The 17749-nt window shown below is 69.9% G+C and carries 15 protein-coding genes and 1 pseudogene; 10 read left to right on the top strand and 6 right to left on the bottom strand.

Annotated elements, in window-relative coordinates:
* The first annotated feature begins 39 nt into the window (after positions 1 to 39).
* The gene (locus tag HMPREF0043_RS05060) at positions 40 to 294 is read left to right on the top strand and encodes a WhiB family transcriptional regulator (RefSeq protein WP_021601837.1); all 255 of its coding nucleotides are present in this window, start codon (positions 40 to 42) and stop codon (positions 292 to 294) included.
* Positions 295 to 347: 53 nt separating this feature from the next.
* Here the strand turns inward: HMPREF0043_RS05060 and HMPREF0043_RS05055 are convergent, their stop codons facing one another.
* A complete protein-coding gene (locus HMPREF0043_RS05055; RefSeq protein ID WP_021601836.1) occupies positions 348 to 1778 on the bottom strand; it encodes a sensor histidine kinase in 1431 nt (476 codons plus the stop codon).
* Between the two features lie 99 nt (positions 1779 to 1877).
* On the opposite strand from HMPREF0043_RS05055, the gene HMPREF0043_RS05050 reads away from it, so the two are divergent.
* Genes HMPREF0043_RS05050 through HMPREF0043_RS05040 form a run of 3 tightly spaced genes read left to right on the top strand, consistent with a single transcriptional unit; the run spans position 1878 to position 3707 of the window.
* Positions 1878 to 2342 carry a DUF2505 domain-containing protein gene (locus HMPREF0043_RS05050; RefSeq protein WP_021601835.1) on the top strand — a complete coding sequence of 155 codons (465 nt, stop codon included), beginning with the start codon at positions 1878 to 1880 and terminating at the stop codon, positions 2340 to 2342.
* A gap of 4 nt (positions 2343 to 2346) precedes the next feature.
* Positions 2347 to 3147, top strand: a complete 801-nt coding sequence (locus tag HMPREF0043_RS05045) for a thymidylate synthase (protein ID WP_021601834.1) — start codon at positions 2347 to 2349, stop codon at positions 3145 to 3147.
* 41 nt (positions 3148 to 3188) lie between these two features.
* The gene (locus HMPREF0043_RS05040; RefSeq protein ID WP_051317448.1) at positions 3189 to 3707 is read left to right on the top strand and encodes a dihydrofolate reductase; all 519 of its coding nucleotides are present in this window, start codon (positions 3189 to 3191) and stop codon (positions 3705 to 3707) included.
* A gap of 18 nt (positions 3708 to 3725) precedes the next feature.
* Here the strand turns inward: HMPREF0043_RS05040 and HMPREF0043_RS05035 are convergent, their stop codons facing one another.
* Together HMPREF0043_RS05035 and HMPREF0043_RS10195 are read right to left on the bottom strand one after the other, a co-directional pair.
* The gene (locus tag HMPREF0043_RS05035; RefSeq protein ID WP_021601832.1) at positions 3726 to 4382 is read right to left on the bottom strand and encodes a response regulator transcription factor; all 657 of its coding nucleotides are present in this window, start codon (positions 4380 to 4382) and stop codon (positions 3726 to 3728) included.
* A 2-nt stretch (positions 4383 to 4384) separates the two neighbouring features.
* On the bottom strand, positions 4385 to 5668 hold the full coding sequence (locus HMPREF0043_RS10195; RefSeq protein WP_021601831.1) for a sensor histidine kinase: 1284 nt from the start codon (positions 5666 to 5668) through the stop codon (positions 4385 to 4387).
* 125 nt (positions 5669 to 5793) lie between these two features.
* Between HMPREF0043_RS10195 and HMPREF0043_RS05025 the strand changes: the two genes are divergently transcribed.
* Both HMPREF0043_RS05025 and HMPREF0043_RS05020 read left to right on the top strand, forming a co-directional pair.
* Positions 5794 to 6540 (top strand): ABC transporter ATP-binding protein, encoded by a 747-nt coding sequence (locus tag HMPREF0043_RS05025; RefSeq protein WP_021601830.1) that lies wholly within the window; start codon positions 5794 to 5796, stop codon positions 6538 to 6540.
* On the top strand, positions 6533 to 7930 hold the full coding sequence (locus tag HMPREF0043_RS05020) for an FtsX-like permease family protein (protein ID WP_156897520.1): 1398 nt from the start codon (positions 6533 to 6535) through the stop codon (positions 7928 to 7930). The genes HMPREF0043_RS05025 and HMPREF0043_RS05020 overlap by 8 nt, the downstream gene beginning before the upstream one ends.
* Before the next feature lie 31 nt (positions 7931 to 7961).
* Here HMPREF0043_RS05020 and HMPREF0043_RS05015 read toward each other — a convergent pair whose 3' ends face one another.
* Both HMPREF0043_RS05015 and HMPREF0043_RS05010 read right to left on the bottom strand, forming a co-directional pair.
* On the bottom strand, positions 7962 to 9932 hold the full coding sequence (locus HMPREF0043_RS05015) for an ABC transporter ATP-binding protein (RefSeq protein WP_021601828.1): 1971 nt from the start codon (positions 9930 to 9932) through the stop codon (positions 7962 to 7964).
* A complete protein-coding gene (locus HMPREF0043_RS05010) occupies positions 9929 to 11710 on the bottom strand; it encodes an ABC transporter ATP-binding protein (protein ID WP_232206038.1) in 1782 nt (593 codons plus the stop codon). The genes HMPREF0043_RS05015 and HMPREF0043_RS05010 overlap by 4 nt, the downstream gene beginning before the upstream one ends.
* 394 nt (positions 11711 to 12104) lie before the next feature.
* On the opposite strand from HMPREF0043_RS05010, the gene HMPREF0043_RS05005 reads away from it, so the two are divergent.
* The 4 genes from HMPREF0043_RS05005 to metE all read left to right on the top strand — a co-directional run bounded on the left by HMPREF0043_RS05005 (position 12105) and on the right by metE (position 17254).
* Positions 12105 to 12287, top strand: coding sequence for a hypothetical protein (locus HMPREF0043_RS05005; RefSeq protein WP_021601824.1), 183 nt, complete (start codon positions 12105 to 12107; stop codon positions 12285 to 12287).
* Between the two features lie 394 nt (positions 12288 to 12681).
* Positions 12682 to 13617, top strand: a complete 936-nt coding sequence (locus HMPREF0043_RS05000) for a hypothetical protein (RefSeq protein WP_051317446.1) — start codon at positions 12682 to 12684, stop codon at positions 13615 to 13617.
* Positions 13618 to 13969: 352 nt separating this feature from the next.
* Positions 13970 to 14845 (top strand): methylenetetrahydrofolate reductase, encoded by an 876-nt coding sequence (locus tag HMPREF0043_RS04995; protein ID WP_040317897.1) that lies wholly within the window; start codon positions 13970 to 13972, stop codon positions 14843 to 14845.
* Positions 14846 to 14917: 72 nt separating this feature from the next.
* Complete coding sequence (gene metE / locus HMPREF0043_RS04990) at positions 14918 to 17254, top strand: 5-methyltetrahydropteroyltriglutamate--homocysteine S-methyltransferase (protein ID WP_021601820.1); 2337 nt, start codon at positions 14918 to 14920, stop codon at positions 17252 to 17254.
* 260 nt (positions 17255 to 17514) lie between these two features.
* Here the strand turns inward: metE and HMPREF0043_RS11475 are convergent.
* A pseudogene (locus tag HMPREF0043_RS11475) lies at positions 17515 to 17749 on the bottom strand (hypothetical protein); the annotation flags it as partial.

Below are 17749 nucleotides of genomic sequence, written 5' to 3'. Positions count from 1 at the left end.
AACCGACGGGCGCGCACGCATACAAAGGAGAAACACACTATGGATTGGCGTCACAGGGCGGCCTGCCTGACTGAGGACCCGGAACTCTTCTTCCCCATCGGGAACTCCGGTCCCGCGCTCGCACAGGTCGAGCAGGCCAAACGCGTCTGCAACCGCTGCGAGGTGTCCGACATCTGCCTCAAATGGGCGCTCGACACCGGCCAGGACGCGGGCGTATGGGGTGGTCTGTCCGAAGAGGAACGCCGCTCGCTCAAGCGGAGGACGGCGCGCGCACGCCGTTCGAGCATGGCGTGAGCCGGCGCGGGGACCGCAGGCGGGCTCTGGGCAGGATGCCGGGCCGGCCGCGTCTAGTCCCCCACATCGACGGTGAGGCGGACCCGGGTGCCGCCCTGGTCCCGTCCGCTCCAGCGGATGGAGCCTCGCAGTTCGCTTTCGACGAGCGTCCGCACGATCTTCGTGCCCAGCCCTCTACCGGGTCCCTGGGCTCCCAGGCCCCGGCCGTCGTCCTCGATGTCCACGCTGAGCAAGTCTCCGTCCCGACTGGCCGTCACCTCGATGTGCCCTCCGTCGGCCAGCCCGTGCTCGACCGCGTTGGACACGAGCTCGTTGAGCACTATGGCCAAAGAGGTCGACTTGTTCGCGCCTATCCGCCCGAAGTCGCCGGACAGGTGGGACGTGACCGTCACCCCCGTCGCGGTGATCTCGCGCGTCAGGCCGAGCAGCGGGCCGAAGACCTCGTTGAAGTCGACGTGTTCGTCGATCGTCTCCGAGAGGGTCTGGTGGACCAGTGCGATCGTCGCCACGCGCCTCTGGGCGTTCTCCAGGGCGGCGCGCGTCTCGTCGTTGGCGGCGCGCCTGGACTGCATCCTCAGCAGGGCCGAGACCGTCTGGAGGTTGTTCTTGACCCGGTGGTTGACTTCGCGGATCGTCGCGTCCTTGCTGACGAGCTCCTGTTCGCGCCTGCGCAGCTCCGTGACGTCCCGGCACATGACGATCCCTCCCAGATGCCTCCCCCGATCCCGCAACGGCACGGCCTTCAGGGACAGGATCGCCCCGTGGGACTCCAGCTCCGTCAGCCACGGCGCCTTGGCCATGACGACGACCGGCAGGGTTTCGTCCACCACGGAGTAGTCTTCGATCGTCTCGGTGATCTCCTCGGCCAGGACCTTGCCCACGAGCCTTCCGGGGATGCCCAGGCGGTGGTAGTTGGAGATCGCGTTCGGACTGGCGTACAGGACGACGCCGTCGGGGTCGATCTGCACGAAGCCGTCGGTCAGGCGGGGAGTCCCGTGACGGTAGCCGGTCGGACGACCGTCGAAGGGGAACTCCCCGGTGGCCATCATGTGGACGAGCGCCCGGGAGATCTCCGAGTAGTCCGACTGGATCTGCGAGGGGACGACGTTGCGCGCGTGCGCCTTGGCGACGGCGACGACGGCGATGATCGCCTCGCCCCGGCGGACCGGGTTGAGGACGAGGCTGAAGGCCGACTGGCTGACCGTGCGCTCGACGCCGTCGGTCAGGGTGGCCCAGGCGGCCTTCTGGAAGTCGGGGGTGGATTCGCAGCCGACGACGTCCTCGTCGAAGAGCGTGGTGGCCGTGGCGGGGCGGCAATGGGCGGCGAAGGTGACCCGGCCGTCGTCGTTGGGCACCGCCAGGAGGAGGTCGGAGAAGGAGACGTCCGAGACCGTCTGCCAGTCGCCCACGAGCTGGTGAAGCCATTCTTTGTCCGGCGCGCTGAGCACGGAGGCTCGGCCGAGGATGTTCGTCAGGGAGGGCACAGGCCAAGGATACGTCCTGCGCCGTCCTCCACGCACAGCGGGGCCGGGCGCACAGCGGGCGGCGATGCGCGCCCGGGGCCGATCGTGCACAATAGGGGCATGAAAATCACTAGCACCCTTACGTTCGACGCAACTCCCGACCAGGTCATCGCCGCCCTCCTCTCCCCGGAGCTGGCCGCCAAGCGCGCGGCTCTGGCCAAGGTCGACGACTACACGCACGAGGTCGACGGCTCGACGGCGGTCACGACGGTGACCGTCCCGGCGGACAGGCTCCCCTCGAAGGCCAGGAAGTTCGCGCGCAACGGAGCCAAGGCGACGATCACCACGAAGGCGGCGGGCGAGACCGTCACCTACACGGTCGATCCCCACGGCGTGCCCGTCGACGTCTCCGCGCGCCTGACGCTCGAGGGTGCCGGCGAGACGACCACCGCCACGCTGGAGGCGGACCTCAATGTGAAGATCCCGCTCATCGGCGGCACGGTCGAGAAGAAGGCGGCGGGCAGGGTCGACCGGCTCCTGGCCAAGGACGCCTCCCTCGTCAACGCCGTCGTCGCCGGCGAATGACCGCATGATCAACCGGGCCTACGAGGATCTGCTCGCCGACGTCCTGGAGCACGGGACGCGGAAGGCCGACCGCACCGGGACGGGGACGATCTCGGCGTTCGGCCGCCAGATCCGCTTCGACTTGGCCGAAGGCTTCCCGAGGATCACCACGAAGTTCGTCGCGATGAAGCCCGTCAAAGGCGAGCTTCTGTGGTTCCTCTCGGGTGACACCAACGTGCGGTGGCTCCAGGAGCGCGGCATCTCCATCTGGGACGAGTGGGCGGACGGCTCGGGCGATCTCGGCCCGGTCTACGGCTACCAATGGCGCAGCTGGCCCAGGCCCGACGGAGGCCACATCGACCAGATCGCCGCGGTGCTGCGTCAACTGCGCGAAGAACCGGATTCCAGGCGGATCGTCGTCTCCGCCTGGAATCCAGCCGACATCGACGCCATGGCGCTGGCCCCCTGCCACGCGCTCTTCCAGTTCTACGTGGCGGACGGGAAGCTGTCATGTCAGCTCTACCAGCGCAGCGCCGACCTCTTCCTGGGGGTTCCCTTCAACATCGCCTCCTACGCGCTGCTGACGCACATGCTCGCCCAGCAGACGGACCTGCGTCCAGGCGAGTTCGTCTGGACCGGCGGAGACTGCCACATCTACGCGAACCACGTGGACCAGGTCCGCGAGCAGCTCGCCCGCGAGCCCTATCCCTTCCCGAGGCTTCGCTTGAGGAAGGCCCCCTCCCTCTTCGAGTACTCCATGGAGGACATCGACGCCTCCGAGGGGTACCGGCACCACCCCGCGATCCAGGCCCCGGTGGCGGTGTGACGCCGCGCGGCCCGTCGGCGCTCGGGGCGCCGCTCGTGGGGATGATATGGGCTCAGGGGCACGCTCGGGCCATCGGCGCGGACGGCGCCCTTCCCTGGGACCTTCCCGAGGACCTCTCCCACTTCAGGCGGGTGACGACCGGCCGACCCGTCATCATGGGACGCCGAACCTGGCAGTCGCTTCCAGCCCGCTTCCGGCCCCTGCCGGGGCGCCGGAACGTCGTCGTGAGCCGCTCCGGCGACGTGGGCGCCGGAGCCGAGACGCATCCCTCCGTCGAGGAGGCCGTGGCGGCGTGCGCGGGCGACGGCGAGGCGTGGATCATCGGAGGCGCCGGCGTCTACGAGGCGGCCATGCCCCTGGCCGGGGTCCTCGTCGTCACAGAGGTGGACGTCCAGGTCGCGCGGCCCGACGCCTTCGCCCCCGCGATCGACGACCGGTGGCGGTGCGCGTCGCTCCGTCCGCCCGCCGGCTGGTGCGTCTCCGCGTCGGGCCTGCGATACCGCATCGGCGCCTACGAGCGCGTCGGCGCGCCCGCCACCGGAATCGAGAGCCGCCTGTGACGCAGGCTTCGCGGCCGGTCAGCGAGCCGGACTCCTGAGGTATTCGAGGACGGCCAGCACTCGCCTGTTGCCGTCCTGCTCGGAGAGCCCGAGGGAGACGAAGATCTGCGAGACGAGCCGCTCGAGGGTCGCGCGGGACACGTAGAGCTCCCGGGCGATCTGGGCGTTGGTCCTCCCCTGGGCGACGAGCTCGAGGACTTCGCGGTGCCGGGGGCTCAGCTCGTCCAGGGGCGAGGCCGCGGGGCGAGCGAAGAGCTCGGTGACCACCCGGGGGTCGATGCTCACTCCCCCGGCCCCGACCTCCTCGACCGCGCAGAGGAACTGCGAGATCCGCCCGACGCTCTCCTTGAGGAGATAGCCGGTTCCGCCGGAGTTGCCGTGGGCGCCGGCGAGCAGCCGGCGCGCGTACTCGTTGCCGACGTACTGGGAGAGCACGAGTATGCCGGCGTCCGGGAACTCCTCGCGCACGCCGAGCGCGGCGCGCAGGCCGTCGTCGGAGTGCCCGGGCGGCATCCTCACGTCCGTGACGAGGACGTCGGGCTCGGCCTGGCGGAACCTCGACAGGACGTCCGAGGCCGTCCCGGTCTGCCAGACCACCTCGTGGCCGCCGCCGGCCAGCACGGCGACGATCCCCTGCCTCATGAGGACGACGTCCTCGGCCACGGCGATGCGCACGGCTACTCCCCTCCCCTCTCCGGCCGGGCGGCTGCGAGCGGCGGGTGCCCACGGCCGGAGGCACGGTCCTCTTCCGCTGCGAGCGGCGCGGGGCACGACGCGCGCAGCCGCGTGGGCCCTCCCGGAGGGCTGTCCAGGCTCATCTGCCCGCCCATGAGCCTGATGCGGTTCGCCATCCCCACGATCCCGGTCCCGCCGCGCGGGTCCGCGCCGCCCACGCCGTCGTCGCTCATGTCGACGGAGAGGAGGCCTCCGGCGTAGTCGAAGGACACTCGGGCCGAGGAGGCCCCGGCGTGCCGGTACGCGTTCGCCAGGAACTCGCTGACGACGAAGTGGAGGCTCGCCTCGACGGCGGGATCGAGGCGGCCGGGGACGTCGTAGCGCACGCTCACGGAGATCGGCGCGCCCGCCGCCATCTCCGAGATGTCGGCGCCCAGTCCCCTCTCCAGGAGCGTGCGCGGGCGCAGCCCGGCCAGGGCGCGACGCATGGCGGCCGAGGCCGCCTCCACCTCGCCGTGCGCGGCCTCCAGATGCCCGTCGGCGGCCGATCGGCCGGCCAGGCCGGCCTGGGCCAGACCGAGCTGTATGGCCGCGCTGGCCAGGTGCTGCTGGGCCCCGTCGTGCAATTCGCGTTCGATCCGCTGGCGTTCGGCCTCGAAGGCCTCGACCAGCCCGAGGTTCCGCTGGGACAGCAGGGTGATCTGCCGTTCCATGGCCTCGGTGTCGGCCCGGAAGAGACCCCGGGAGACCCACGCCTGGGCCAGGGCGCAGGCGACGAGCGCGTAGACGAGGAGGACGTTGCAGGCGACGGCCAGAAGGGACAAAGCGATCGTCGCCCACGCCGGATGCGGTCCGGCCAGGACGATCCTCTCGCCGCCGATCCGCACGCCCAGGCCGGCGGCCAGCCGAAGGGAGCAGACGAACGCGGTCAACGCCGCCGTGATCAGGAAGAACACGAGGAAACCCGCCGAGGCGTTCACGAGGACGAGGGCGGTCTGCCTCCAGGTGAGCACGCGCCACATCCACCGCTTCGCGTCGCGCCAGCCCGGCGGCGGCTCGTCGCGGCCCTCCGGCAGGAGGGCACGCGCCCTCCACTCCTCGACCCAGCCGAGGACGCGCCCCCACAGCGGGATCAGGGGGAAGGCGATGAGGCACGCGAAGGACGCCGCCGCCAGGAGCAGACTCGTGACAAGGTAGAGGACGGCGAGCCACGGCAGGGCGCTGGCCAGAAGGCGCTGCGGCGGCCTGCGCAGCGGGGCGAAGGGCCCGACGCGTTCCTCTTCCACGAATCCATCATCCCAGGCGGCGCCGCCTGCCGTCTCACAGGCGCCGGAAGACGAGGGTTATCCCTCAGATCCGCGAGGGCGAACCCGGATGCGCACCGCGTCGGCGACCGGGGAGACTGGCGGCCATGACACCATCGCATCAGCCGCTCATCGCGGCGGAAGGGCTGACCAGATCCTTCGGATCGCCGCGGACGGGCGACCGGGTCGAGGTGCTGCGCGGCATCGACGTGACGATTCCACGGGGCACGATGCTGGCCGTCGTCGGGCCCTCGGGATGCGGGAAGACCAGCCTCCTGTACTGCCTGTCGGGCCTCGACAGGCCCGACGGCGGCAGACTCCGGGGCTTCGGCGCGGACATGGCCTCGATGCCGTCCTCCAAGCTGGCCGAGCTCTACCGCACGAGGATCGGCTTCGTCTTCCAGAGCTCCAACCTCGTCGAATCGCTGACGGCCGAGGAGAACGTGCTGCTGCCGGACAGGCTCCGCGGAAGGCGCGTCGACGCATCGCGGGCGGCTTCCATCCTGGCCGGACTCGGCGTCCGCGAGCGCGCCGGCGCGCTGCCCGCCAAGCTCTCCGCCGGCCAGCGGCTGCGCGTCGCCCTCGCCCGGGTCCTCTATCAGCGGCCCGAGGTCGTCTTCGCCGACGAACCGACCGGCGCCCTGGACTCCCGTTCCTCCCGGGCCGTGCTCGAGGTCCTCCGCGGATACCCGGGGGCGGATCGGAGCGTGGTCATGGTCACGCACGACATCGCGGCGGCCTGCATGGCCGACGTCGTGCTGGTGATGCGGGACGGCCTCATCAGGCGGCGGCTCACCAGTCCGGCTCCCGGCGACGTTCTGGCCGCCGCCGAGGAGGCCGGCCGGAATGCGTAGAATGCGCAGCCTCCTCTCCCTGAGCCGTCGCGAGCTGAGAAGCGATCCGTGGTCCATGCTCGGCCCGGGAATCGTCGTCGCGACCACGGCCGCCTTCCTCCATCCCTGCATGACGTTCCTCTCCATGACGATCGGATCGCAGGGCGAGGCCTGGCGCGCCGCGCACCCCGACTACGCCGTGGCCGACGACGTCGTGTTCGCCTGCATGGTCATGTCCTTCACCGTCGTCCCGGCGATCGTGGTCCTGGGCGGCCTGGGCGCCGGCACCGTCGGGAACATGGCGGGACGCATCGTCCAGTGGCGCCTGGCGGGGGCGAGCCCGCGCCAGAGCGGGGGCGTGGTGATCGGGATGCTCTCCGCCTCCGCTCTGGCGGCGGGCGCCCTGGGTACCGCGGCCTCGATCCCCCTGCTGCCTGCGACGGTCGGCATGATCCTCGAGGCGGCCGGGCTCAGCGGGATCGACGTCCCGGTCGACCCCGCGGCCATGGGCGCGACCTTAGGCGCCGTCTTCCTTACGGGCGCCCTTGGAGCCGTGCGTCCCGCCGTCGCTGCCTCGCGCGTGCTCCCCGGGCCGACCCTGCGCGAGGCCGTTCCGGAGCCAGGCGGCCATAGCAGGACGCGCGCAGCGCTGGCGCTCGCGCTGGCCGCGGGCGCGGTCTCCACGGGCTCCTCCGCGTTCGCCGCGAAACCGGGCGCCGCGATCGACTCCGCCTTCAACGCCATCCTGGGGTCCGGGGTCCTGGCCGTCGGCGCCGTGGCCGCCGGAGCCCCCTGGGTCTTCCCCCGCGTCAACGCTCTCCTCGGCCGTGCCGTGCCCGCGACGGCCAGTCCCGCGTGGTTCGCGGCCTGCCGCCAGAGCTCGGCGTATCCGAAGCGCACGACGCGCGCCGCCCTCCCCTTCTTCGCGGGTGCGGGTGTGGCCGGCCTGTTCACCGGGATGATCGGCACGTGGCAGCGAGCGATCGACGCCAGCGGTCAGGCCGAGCGGCTCAACACCGTCGACACGGTGATCTGCCTGACTCCGCCGGTGGCGATCGGGCTCGTCGGAACGGCGTGCCAGATGCTGCTGTCGCGCCGCCAGCGGATCGCGGACTTCGCCTCGCTGCGCGTGGCCGGGGCGAGCCGGAGGACCGTGCTGGGCGCCGCGGTGGGAGAGGCGGCGCTCACCTCCGCCACCGTGTTCCTGCTCTCGACGGGCTTCACCCTCCTCGTCTCGACGATGACGGCCCGCGCCCTGTCGGCCACGGGACTGCCCGCTGAGGGCTCCCTGGTCTGGCCCCCGCTCGCGGCCGTCGTCGCAGGCGGTTTCGCCGCAGCGGCGGCCGTCAACGTCTCGGCGGCGCTGCGGGCGAACCGGGGAAACCCCCGCGGGCTCCTCGCCCGGGAGTAGACCGGCCGGCGAACCGCCGTCCGGGCGGCCCTCAGGTCGCCTGGTCGAACTGCGAGTTGTAGAGCTCGGCGTAGAAGCCGCCCTGGGCGAGGAGCTCCTCGTGGCTGCCGGTCTCGACGATGTCGCCGTCGCGCATGACGAAGATGACGTCGGCGTTGCGGATCGTCGAGAGCCGGTGGGCGATGACGAAGGACGTCCGGCCCCGCGTGAGCGCGTCCAGTGCGTCCTGGATGAGCTGCTCGGTGCGGGTGTCGATCGAGGACGTGGCCTCGTCGAGGATGAGCAGGGGGTTGTCAGCGATCATCGCGCGGGCGATCGTGACGAGCTGCCTCTGCCCGGCGGAGAGCGCCGTCTGCTCGGAGAGGACCGTGTCGTATCCCTTCGGCAGCTGGGCGGCCAGCTCCGTCAGGCCGACGTCTTCGACGACCTCGGCGAGGCGCTCGGGGGTCACGCCCTCCTTCTGGTAGACGAGGTTCTCGCGCAGGCTCCCCTCGAAGAGCCAGGTGTCCTGGAGCACCATCGAGAACAGCGAGTCGAGGTCCTCGCGGCGGAGGTCGGTCGTCGGGACGCCGTCGATGCGGATCTGGCCTCCCCAGAGCTCGTAGAAGCGCATGAGGAGGTTGACCATGGTCGTCTTTCCGGCCCCCGTGGGCCCGACGATGGCGACCTTCTGCCCCGGACGGACCGTGGCGGAGAAGTCGTGGATGACCTCCTCGCCGTCCTCGTACCCGAATCGCACGTGGTCGAACTCCACTTTCCCCGCGACGGCCGGCACGCCGGCGGCCTTGGCCGACTCGTCGTCCATCTCCTCCTCGTCGAGCAGTTCGAAGACCCTGTGCCCGGCCGCCGCGGCGCTCTGGAAGCTCGTGGCGGCCTCGGCGATCTGCCCGAGGGGGTTGGTGAAGATGCGGATGTAGACCATGAAGGCCACGATCACACCCACCGAGACGGCGCCGTCGAGCACGAGGACCGCTCCGACCACGCAGACGACCACGTAGCCGAAGTTGCCGATGAAGACCATGAACGGCCACATGAGCCCCGACAGGAACTGCGCCTTCCAGGCGCTGGCGAAGAGGGCGTCGTTGCGCCGGTGGAATTCCTCGCGCGCGGACGCCTCGGCGTTGAAGGCGCGGATGACGGCGTGGCCGGAGAAGGATTCCTCGATGTGGCCGTTGAGCGCGCCGAGCTGACGCTGCTGGGCGACGAAGAACCTCTGGCTCCTGCCCATGAGCGCGCCGGAGAGGACGACGCCGACGAGCGCCGCGCCTATGCCCGCCAGCGCCATGCGCCATTCGGTCACGAACATCATGACGGCCGATCCGACGATCGTCACCAGCCCGGTGATGATCGAGGCCACCGAGTTGTTGAGCGTCTGGGAGAGCGTGTCGACGTCGTTGGACACGCGCGAGAGCGTGTCGCCCAGGGGGTGCCGGTCGAAGTAGGCCAGCGGCATCCTGTCGATCTTCCGGTCGATCTGCGAGCGCATCCCCTGGGCCGTGCGCTGCGTCGCCCGCACCATGATCACGCCCTCCAGGGCGCTTAAGGCCAGCGAGCCGAGGAGGATCGCGATGGAGACGGCCATCAGCCGGCGCACTTCGGCCATGTCGACGGAGCCCGAGAGGCCCGCCTGGATCTGGTCGGTGATGTCCGACAGGAAGCGGGGGGCGATGACCGTCATCACGGAACCCGCTGCGGCGAGGAGAACGGCCAGGAGGATGAGGGAGCGCACCGGCCGGGCGAAGGCCAGGAGCCTGCGGACGGTCGGCACCATCGCGCCGACCGTCCGGCGGTTGACGGCGCCCCCGCCGCCGCCGCCCGGGTCGTTGCGGCCGCGGTGGACGTTGCCGGCGGAGGCGAGCCCCTCCTCGCGGCTGGAGACCGCGGCGGCCAGTCCGCGCTCGACGGATTCCAGATCCCGGCGCCGCGCGTCCTGCGCGCCGCCGTCCCCGCCGGCTCCCCCCGCGGCCTCCCGGGCGCGGACGCCCCTCTCCTGCCCGCTCATGCCAGCTCCTCCTCGCTCAACTGCGACAGGGCGATCTCCCTGTACACGGAACACGTCTCGAGGAGCTCGGAGTGGGTTCCCGCTCCGACGATCCTCCCCCGGTCGACCACGAGGATGCGGTCGGCCCCGCGCACGGTCCCGATCCTCTGGGCGACGATGATGACCGTCGCGTCGGCGGCCGTCCGGCGCAGGGCGGCGCGGACGTCCCGATCGGTCTTGTAGTCCAGGGCGGAGAAGGAATCGTCGAAGATCATGACGCCCCCGCCGCGCGCCACCGCCCGCGCTATGGCCAGCCTCTGCTTCTGCCCCCCGGAGAAATTCGATCCCCCCTGCGCGACCGCCGAGGCGTAGCGGCCCTCCCTGGCGGCGATGAACTCGACGGCGCTGGCGGCCTCCGCCGCCTCGACGACGTCCCGGGGGGTCACCTCCCGCGCGCCGCGGCCGAAGTCGATGTTCGAGGCGATCGTCCCCGAGAAGAGGGTAGCCCTCTGGGGGACGAAGGAGATCCGGTCGCGCAGCGCCTTCTGCTCCCATTCGCGCACGTCCCGTCCGTCGACGAGGACCTGGCCTTCGCGCACGTCGTAGAAGCGCGGGACGAGGTTGACGATCGAGGACTTGCCCGAGCCCGTCGAACCGATGATGGCCACGGTCTGGCCCGGACGGGCGGTGAAGGAGACGTCCTTCAGGGCGTCGTCCTCGGCGTCGGGATACCGGAAGGAGACATTCCGGAACTCGACTTCGCCCGACGCCCTGGAGCGCCCCACCCTGGCGGCGCCGTCGGCGATGCCGGGCTCGGTCGACAGGACCTCCCGGATGCGCCGCCAGGCCACGCGCGCCCTGGGCATGAAGATGAAGACGAAGGCCAGCATCATGAACGCGCCGACGATCTGCAGGGCGTACGCGGAGAAGACGATCATCTGCGAGAAGAGCGTCAGGCGCTCGGCCCCGGTGGCGGCGTCGATCATGACGGCGCCCAGAACGTAGATCGCCAGGGACAGGCCGGACATGATCGCCGTCAGGGAGGGCATGAGGAAGGCGAAGGCGTTGTTGACGAACGTGTTCGCGCCCGTCAGCTCGGCGTTGGCGGCTTCGAACCGCCGCCCGTGGAATCCCTGGGAGTTGTAGGCCCGGATGACGCGCAGGCCCGACAGGTGCTCGCGGGTGACGCGGTTGAGGTCGTCGGTGATGCGCTGCATCCGCATCATCCTCGGCGTGACGAGGACGGCGATCACGCCGAGGACGGTCAAGAGGACGGCGACGGCCGCTCCCGTCGCGAGGGTCCAGGTCATATTGGCGTCCGAGATCTTGAGGATCGCCCACACGGCGACGATCGGTGACCTGACGAGCAGTTGGACGGCCATGACGACGAACATCTGGATCTGGGTGACGTCGTTGGTCGAGCGGGTGATGAGGCTCGGCGTGGAGAACTCGCCGATCTCCGCCATGGAGAAATCGAGGGTGGCGTCGAAGACGCCCGCGCGCATCCGCTGCGCCATGGACGTTCCGATGACCGCCATGCAGTATCCGGTGACCACCGTGGCCAGCATGGAGCCCAGAGCGCATCCGAGCATGAGGGCGCCCTCGCCGAGGACCCTGCCCATCGCAGTGCCCGGGGTCACGATGAGGGTCGTTATGGTCTGCATGTAGTCGGGGAGCTTGAGGTCGAGGTAGACCTGAAGCACGATGAAGGCCAGGGCGGTCGCGCCCAGGCCGTACTCGCGCTTGCCCAGAAACCTGATGATGTGCATGTGCTCCATCCCGCATGGCCTGCCCGCCATGCCTAGTCTCCTGCGAAAGTGTCCGGAATTCCCTGCGAAGGCCTCCGGTGGTTCGACCCGGCAATACTACTACCCGCCTCGCCCGCGTCCGATCCGGCCGTCCCCCCGAGCGTTCGCTTTGCGCTCAACGGCGCCTGCGCCCTCGGTCGGCTCCCGGCGCGCCGGCGCGATCCGCGAACATGACGGGAACCACACATGAATTCTCGAGTTCCTCTATGAATCGAAATGCGATCGGGCATACCATAGCTTCCCTACATATTTCGTATTGGCATATGCAGCCGAACCCGCGAAAGACCCCGTCGGCGAGCGTGGGAAGGGTCCCGCGCCACCTGGGCGGCGGTCCGGATGTGTAGAGAAGAAAAGGAGCACGGCTCTGTAGTCACGAGGAGAAGACATGAATGAGGAGAAGGACGCGCGGCTCCTCAGCCGCGCTGCCGCCGAGCTCGAATCAGCTCGCGCCGAGTTCGCTTCGCTCGATGGATCCGCTTCGGCCTCGCGCGCCGAGCGGGCGGCTTACCGTTTGCAAGCCGCCCAGGAAGCCTGGGACGCGCTGCACGCCACCGAGCTTGCGGCTTAAATCGACGAGGGGGCCTTCGGGCCCCCTTTTTCCGCGTCTCGACGCGCCTCCTCTGACCGCTCCACTGCATAGCACGGCTGCTTCCATAACATCGTTCTCCCCCACGGGGCAACCGATTTCGCATAGGGCGTAGGTTCTGTAAAATGATGCCATTTTTCGATCGACACGACATCGGAGGCATGGAATAATGTCGAGTATGGACGGCAAGAGAAAGATAATCCCACTAATCGCATGCTTTATGTCCTTCATGACCGCTATAGCGTGCGCTTTCGTTTTCTGGGGTCATAGGTCAGGCCCCTCCAAGAGTGCGGCCCGAGAGGGCCGGCAAGGCGTCGAATCGTCTAAGTCCACAACTTCAGGGGCCTCGAGGTCGAAATCAGCTTCGGCCGCGACGATGAGCTCACCCACCACCCTCGTCGCCACTCGCCCCAACGAGAAGAAGGGAGGCGCGATGGCCAACTCGTCGCCCGACCTGCCGAAACCGCTTCGGGGGATTACCCTCGACTCGATCGAGAACCTCAACCAGTCCCTCAACCTCATCAAATCCAGCTCGCAGAAGCTCACCGTCCGAGTCGTCATGGACTCGGACGAGAGCCTCGACAACTACGGCAAGGCCGTCGAGGCCCTGCATCCCCACGCCTACGTCATGGTCCAGGTCGTCGACTCCCAGGAGATGGCGCAGAAGAGCGTCGCCGACGTCCGCAGTCGCGCTGCGCAGGCCATGGCGAAGTTCGGGGACAAAGTGGACCTGTGGGAGGTCGGCAACGAATTGAACGGCGACTGGGCCGGCTCCTCCCCCGGGGAGATCAACGCCAAGGCGCAGGCCGCCTACGATGCGATCAGCTCGAAGGGCGGGCGCACGGCGATCACCCTCAACTACTGGTCGGGCTCGGACTGCTACCAGAACTCGTGGGAGGCGACCCTCCCCTACGCCCAGGCCATGCCCGCCAAGCTCAAGAACGTCGACTACCTCTTCCTCTCGGTCTACGAGACCGCATGCGACCCCCACCAGCGCCCCAGTTCGAGCGACCTGTCCCAGACCCTCGGCAAGCTCGGCGAGATCTTCCCCAAAGCTCAGCTCGGCATCGGCGAGGTCGGCGCCCAGGACACGAGCGACGGTTTGAGCGACACGCCGAACAAGTCGGAGAAGGAGAGGATCGCCAACTACTACTACGGCATGCACTCGGATCTGGCGCAGAAGGTCGGCGGACGCTACACCGGCGGATACTTCTGGTGGTACTTCCACAGAGACGCCGTCCAGCCCCTGCAAGGCAGCGGCGGCGATTCGATCTGGCCGACCCTCCAGAGGCTGCTGACGTCCGGCCTCTGATCGCGATCGATCTCACGCCGGGGCGGCCGATGCGCCGCCCCGGCGTCTTTCCGCCCGGCGCCCATCTCACTATCCGGGCGAGTCCGTCCATCGCCGGGCCGTCGTGCATACTGGAGCCATGACGATCAAGCGCGCAATGAATCCGTCCAAGCGTGAGGGCGCACGCGCGCGAATGCCTAGATGAGCTCCCCAGGTCATTGACGCTGCGCGATCCGCAGCCCTCACTCTAGGACTCGCAATGGTGCCCTTTTCGTCTCAACTCGGATCTCCCTCCCCCTCCGCGGACTCGCAGCCTCCACGAAGCGCCGATTCCCCTCCCGCCCGGCGAACCCAGACCGTCTCCTTCGAAGTCATGCCTCCACGGCGCCCTGAGAGGGTGGCCGGATTCTGGCGGACGATCGACGAGCTGCGTCCCGCCCGTCCCGACTTCATCTCCGTCACGTACGGAGCGGCGGGCAAAGACCGCTTCAGCGCGCGCGACATCGTCACGCGGCTGTGTCGTGACACCCCCGTCAGCCCCATCGCCCACCTGACTTGCGTCAACACGTCGGTCAGCACGGTGGAGGCCGTCATCGAGGACTACCTCGACGCCGACGTGCGGACGTTCCTCGCGCTTCGCGGGGACCCCCCGATCGACGACCCCGACTGGTCCCCTCCCCCCGGCGGCGTGTCCTCCGCCACGGAACTCGTGGCGCTCATACGCAGCGTGGAAACCAGGCGATGCGCCCGCCACGCCTCGGCGGCGCTGAGGGCCGCAGTCAACCCCCTGACGATCGCCGTGGCCGCTTTCCCCTCCGGGAATCCGGCAGCTGGGACCAGTCCCGCCCAAGAGGTCGAACGCCTGCTGCTCAAGCAGGCCGCAGGCGCGAATTTCGCCATCACCCAGCTGTTCTGGGACCCCGAGGTCTACATCTCCTTCGTCGACGACGCCAAACGGGCGGGCGTGACCATTCCGATCCTGGCCGGGCTGCTCGTCCCCACCGACATCGAACGGCTCTCGCGCACGGCGGAGTTGACGGGCATCGATCCTCCCCAGGCTCTCTCGCAGACGCTGCGCGACGCCGAAGGCGCCGAGGCGGCCGTGCAGGCCGGAATCCTGGCGACTGCGCGGGTCGCCCGGGCCGTGCTCGGCTCGGGGGCCCCGGGACTGCACCTGTACACCTACAACAAGGCCAGGCCGTCCCTGGGCCTGCTCGCGCGCATCGGACTGTTCGACCCCGCGGCGTGACTGCCCGACCGCAGGCCGGCTCCGGTGGGCGCGGGCCCTTCACCGACACAACCGACACCCTGGAGAATCCACATGACATCGACATCCTTCCCCTCGGCTACGATCCTCGGCTACCCGCGAATCGGCCCCTCACGGGAACTCAAGCGCGCCGTCGAATCGTACTGGGCGGGGAAGACCTCCGCCGACCAGCTGAGGACCGTCGAACGGAACCTCCGGTTGGCCTCCTACGCGCGCCTGGCCGAGCTCGGGCTGACCGAGGACGCCTCCATCCCCGAGTCGTTCTCACTCTACGACCAGGTTCTCGACGCAACAGTGCTCCTGGGGGCCGTCCCTCCGCGCTTCGCGGGCCGCACGGGTTACGATCTGTACTTCTCGCTCGCCCGGGGCGACGACGAGACGGCGCCCTTGGAGATGACGAAGTGGTTCGACACGAACTACCACTACCTGGTGCCGGAAATCGGCCCGGACACGCCCATCGCCCTGACGGACCGCGCGGTGCTCGACCGCTACGAGGAGGCCCGGGAGGCGGGCGTGAACGTCAGGCCGGTCCTCGTCGGCCCGGTGACGTGGCTCGCCCTGGCCAAGGCCGCCGAAGGGGCCCCCGAAGGCTACACGCCCCTCGACCGGCTCGAGGACGTGGTCGACGCCTACGCCGACCTCCTCGCCGGACTCGGCGCGGCGGGGGCCACCTGGGTCCAGTTCGACGAGCCCGCCCTCACCTCCGACAATCTGCCCGCCGACCGCAGCGACCTCGTCGAGGCCGCATTCCGCGCGTGGCAGCAGCTCGCAGCCGTGGACGGCCGCCCCCGACTGCTCGTCACGACGCCCTACGGGGACGCCCGGCAGGCCATCCCCTCCCTGACCCAGACGGGCGTCGAGGCCATCCACGCCCCCGCCGACCAGCTCGCCGGCTTCGCCGACCCCGACGTGGGGGCCGGGGTCGACTTCTCGGACGTGACCCTGGTGGGCGGAGTCGTCGACGGACGCAACGTCTGGATCGCGGATCTGGAGGCGGCCGCGGCCTCGCTCCGGGCCCTCGCCGACCTGGGGGCGGCGGGAGTGGGCGTCGCCACGACGACGTCCCTCCTGCACGTCCCCTACGACGCCTCGGTGGAGACCTGGGACGACCCCGAACTCGACCGCAACCTCCACGAGTGGCTGGCCTTCGCCGACCAGAAGGTCCGGGAGGTCGTCACCCTGGCCTCGGGCCTGACCCGGGGGTGGGGCTCCATCCGGGCGGAGGTCCAGCGCTCGGCGGAGGTCCTGGCCTCGCGCTCCCGCAGCGCGGGCGTCGTGCGCAACGACGTTCGCGAACGCGCCGCCTCAGTCGACGAATCCTGGAGGCGCCGGTCCGACTACGCCGTGCGGGAGGAACGGCAGCGCGCCCGCCTGGCCCTCCCCCTCCTGCCGACGACGACGATCGGCTCCTTCCCTCAGACTCCGTCCATCCGCGCCACGCGCGCAGCCTTCACCCGCGGCGACATCGACGAGGCCGGGTACAGGGAGGCGATCCGCGCCGAGATCGGGGAGGTCGTCCGCCTGCAAGAGGATCTGGGCGTCGACGTGCTCGTCCACGGCGAGCCCGAGCGAAACGACATGGTCCAGTATTTCGCGGAGCGGCTCGACGGCTTCGCGGTGACGCGCCACGGGTGGGTCCAGTCGTACGGCACCCGGTGCACCCGTCCCTCGATCCTGTGGGGCGACGTGTCCCGGCCGGCCCCCCTGACGACGGAGTGGACGGCCTACGCCCAGTCGCTGACGGACAGGCCCGTCAAAGGGATGCTCACCGGCCCCGTGACGATCCTCGCGTGGTCCTTCGTGCGCGACGACGTGCCGATCGACCAGGTGGCCGACCAGGTGGCCCTGGCCCTGCGGGACGAGGTCGCCGACCTGCAGGCGCAGGGCACGCCGATCGTCCAGGTGGACGAACCCGCCCTGCGCGAGCGCCTTCCCCTGGACGGGGCCGAGCACGGAGGATACCTCTCCTGGGCGGTCGGCTCCTTCCGGCTGGCCACGTCGGGCGCCGACGACGCGACGCAGATCCACACGCACCTGTGCTACTCGGAGTTCGGCCAAATCATCGACGCGATCGACGCGTTGGACGCCGACGTGACCTCGATCGAGGCGGCGCGCTCGCGCATGGAGATCCTGCCCGAGCTGGCCGTGCACGGTTACACCCGCGGAGTCGGGCCGGGGGTGTGGGACATCCATTCGCCGCGAGTCCCGTCGGTCGGAGAGCTCGAGGACCTCATCGAGGCGGCGGTCCGGTCGATTCCGGCCTCCCGGCTGTGGGTCAACCCCGACTGCGGCTTGAAGACGAGGGCCTACCCCGAGACGACGGCCGCGCTGCGCAATCTCGTCGAGGCCGCGCGCCGGGTCAGGGCGAGCCTGGAGGGCGAGTCCCGCTAGACCCGACGACGCAGCGGTGGGCACCGTCGATCGGTGCCCACCGCACTCCTCCGCCTCTACGCCATATCACAGCCTCGGCCCTCGTCCGTCATCCGACCATCGTCCATCTCTCACATCCGCCCTTCCGCCTCTCACACCGCGCACGCACCTGTTGCCGGCTCGCCCACGCTTCCGCTCGCCCGCGTCTCAACACTCCACGGCCTCCCGGCCTTCGCACTCGACTCCTGCGCTCTCGCTCCGTTCCCCTCAGCCGCACGGTCTCACTGCTCGGATCCTCCCCATTCGACGGCGACCAGGCCCTTGCGCTCCGGCGGGGGCCCGAGCTTCTGCTCGGGGACGCTGACCGGGGCGTCCAGCTTCGAATAGACCATGTAGACCCGGATGAACGTGTCGGGAACCACCGGATTGCCGGCGCCGTCGGCGAAGATGTAGCGGGCGTCGGCCGAATACTGCTGTGTGGCGAACGTGACCAGGTTGAGATTGTTCGCCGCCAGC

Origin of the sequence: Actinobaculum sp. oral taxon 183 str. F0552 (genome assembly GCF_000466165.1) — a bacterium.
Classification (GTDB): Bacteria; Actinomycetota; Actinomycetes; order Actinomycetales; family Actinomycetaceae; genus Peptidiphaga.
Note: the sequence above shows the minus strand (reverse complement) of the source record. Positions and strands in the feature narration are given on the sequence as shown.

What these genes read in the sequence shown, in the direction of transcription:
- HMPREF0043_RS05060 (WP_021601837.1), top strand. Translation starts at nt 40, where the DNA reads ATGGATTGGCGTCACAGGGCGGCCTGCCTGACTGAGGACCCGGAACTC.
- HMPREF0043_RS05050 (WP_021601835.1), top strand. Translation starts at nt 1,878, where the DNA reads ATGAAAATCACTAGCACCCTTACGTTCGACGCAACTCCCGACCAGGTC.
- HMPREF0043_RS05045 (WP_021601834.1), top strand. Translation starts at nt 2,347, where the DNA reads ATGATCAACCGGGCCTACGAGGATCTGCTCGCCGACGTCCTGGAGCAC.
- HMPREF0043_RS05040 (WP_051317448.1), top strand. Translation starts at nt 3,189, where the DNA reads ATGATATGGGCTCAGGGGCACGCTCGGGCCATCGGCGCGGACGGCGCC.
- HMPREF0043_RS05025 (WP_021601830.1), top strand. Translation starts at nt 5,794, where the DNA reads ATGACACCATCGCATCAGCCGCTCATCGCGGCGGAAGGGCTGACCAGA.
- HMPREF0043_RS05020 (WP_156897520.1), top strand. Translation starts at nt 6,533, where the DNA reads ATGCGTAGAATGCGCAGCCTCCTCTCCCTGAGCCGTCGCGAGCTGAGA.
- HMPREF0043_RS05015 (WP_021601828.1), bottom strand. Translation starts at nt 9,932, where the DNA reads ATGAGCGGGCAGGAGAGGGGCGTCCGCGCCCGGGAGGCCGCGGGGGGA.
- HMPREF0043_RS05010 (WP_232206038.1), bottom strand. Translation starts at nt 11,710, where the DNA reads ATGGCGGGCAGGCCATGCGGGATGGAGCACATGCACATCATCAGGTTT.
- HMPREF0043_RS05005 (WP_021601824.1), top strand. Translation starts at nt 12,105, where the DNA reads ATGAATGAGGAGAAGGACGCGCGGCTCCTCAGCCGCGCTGCCGCCGAG.
- HMPREF0043_RS05000 (WP_051317446.1), top strand. Translation starts at nt 12,682, where the DNA reads ATGAGCTCACCCACCACCCTCGTCGCCACTCGCCCCAACGAGAAGAAG.
- HMPREF0043_RS04995 (WP_040317897.1), top strand. Translation starts at nt 13,970, where the DNA reads ATGCCTCCACGGCGCCCTGAGAGGGTGGCCGGATTCTGGCGGACGATC.
- metE (WP_021601820.1), top strand. Translation starts at nt 14,918, where the DNA reads ATGACATCGACATCCTTCCCCTCGGCTACGATCCTCGGCTACCCGCGA.